Here is a 1910-nt window from a genome sequence, read left to right as displayed (position 1 = left end):
CTCCATCAGATGCATATGTTTCTGACGGCATTCTTCATTTCCGATTTTTCATTTAGTGCTGGAAAAGGTTAAAAACCCTTCAACTTTAATATGTGCTATAATAAAACCAGAAGAAAAGGAGCTTGTATGATGGATTTTAAAACAGAACTAGGACAAAAAGTACAAACTCTACGTGAAAGTAAGGGATTAAGTAGACAAGCAATCTGTGGTATTGAGGACCTATTAACGACGCGCCAACTCCAGCGAATTGAAAAGGGGCAGTCTTTGCCAACGATTGCAACAGCGAAGTATATCGCTGATCAACTAGGTGTTTCCCTAGATACGTTAACGAATCAAACTAGTTTAGAATTGCCTGCAGAATATCTGAATTTGAAGTATCAACTACGGACTTTATATCATTATGGAGATCAAGATCGTCTTCATCGGCATGAAGAAATTATTGAGGATATTTACGAGAACTATTTTGATAATCTGCCAGAGGAAGAAAAACTGTCTGTCCAGGTCGCCCAAGCTACGGTTGATATGATTGGATCTAAAAATCCTTCTTTTGATCAAGGTTTATTAGATGAGTATCTAGAGCAAGCCATGAAGAAAAAAGAGTTAAGTCTCAACGATGTGGAGATTATCAAATTGCGCTTGCTTTCTTTGGCTTTGGGAGCCTTTGATCAAGATGAATTTATACACTTAGTAGAGAAAATCCTACTTGCGATAGATTATTTCCCCTTATCAGAATTGGAAATGCTACAAAACACTCTTATCTCAGCTGCAGGTGTGTTAGCCCATTATGGGATATACGAGAGGTTGCCAGACATTGTTAAAGCTTTAAATGATATTATGACAAAGAGACATGATTTTCAGGATAATATTTTTGTTTATGCTTTAAATTGGAAAGTTGCTTTATTTATAGAAGATGACTTAGAAAAAGCAAAAAATGATTATCAAAAAGTATGCTTGATGGCTGATTTATTATCTGAGGATCTGGTGAAGAGAAACATGCAAGAAGAATGGAAAGAGGACCTTGCAAAAAAAGGTCTAAACTACACTGAGGTGTAGAGAAGTGTTCATCTTTTCATCAATTGTCCTCAAAAAATATAAAATAAACATTGAACACCTGTGAATCTTCACAGGTGTTTTTTGGTGAAAAAGATGCTTAGACTGGACATGAATGTCCTCACGTTAGAAGATAGAAATTGGATATACTGAGAGTACAAGGAAAGAAAAAAGGATCTTGGTGTCAGAAAATGGAAATTAGATTACACAATGTAAAGAAAAGCTATGGTTCCTTTGAGGCTTTGAAAGGAATTGATTTAGTTCTTGAGGAAGGTAAATTTTATGGACTTCTTGGTCCAAATGGTGCAGGGAAAACAACGCTTTTTAATTTGTTGATTCAGAATTTCAAGCCAAGTTCAGGAGAGATTTTTTGGGAAGTAGATGGAAAATCCTTGTCAACGAAAGATTTTTATCGACATATCGGTATTGTATTTCAAAGCAATCGTCTAGATGATCATTTAACGGTAGAGGAAAACCTGATTTCTCGAGGAGCCTTGTATGGATTATCAAAATCACAAGTACAAAAGCGTATTACAGATCTGCGATCCTATTTGGATGTGGCTACTCTTAAAAAGAAAAACTATGGCAGTTTATCAGGAGGACAAAAACGAAAAGTAGATATTGCCCGAGCTTTATTGCCACAACCGTCTTTGCTCTTGTTAGATGAGCCAACAACTGGTTTAGATCCACAATCTCGTCATGATTTATGGGAAGCGATTAATTATCTGAACAAAAAAGAAAATATGACAGTCGTTCTAATTACACACTATTTAGAAGAGATGGCTGCTTGTGATGTCTTAAATGTCTTAATTGAAGGGAACTTGTACTATTCAGGAGATATTGCCAATTTTATTAAACAG

2 protein-coding genes are annotated in these 1910 nt (G+C 35.7%); both read left to right on the top strand.

Annotation, left to right across the window (positions count from 1 at the left end):
- Nucleotides 1–126: 126 nt before the first annotated feature.
- Entirely contained in the window at nt 127–1053 is a 927-nt protein-coding gene (locus ACLOR3_RS08630) for a helix-turn-helix domain-containing protein (protein WP_411400788.1), read from the top strand.
- Nucleotides 1054–1241: 188 nt separating this feature from the next.
- The coding region (locus ACLOR3_RS08625) for an ABC transporter ATP-binding protein (RefSeq protein ID WP_412037146.1) at nt 1242–1910 on the top strand (669 nt) is incomplete at its 3' end.

It is taken from the genome of Streptococcus intestinihominis (genome assembly GCF_046824975.1).
Lineage (GTDB): Bacteria > Bacillota > Bacilli > Lactobacillales > Streptococcaceae > Streptococcus.
This window is presented reverse-complemented; position numbering and strand designations above follow the sequence as displayed.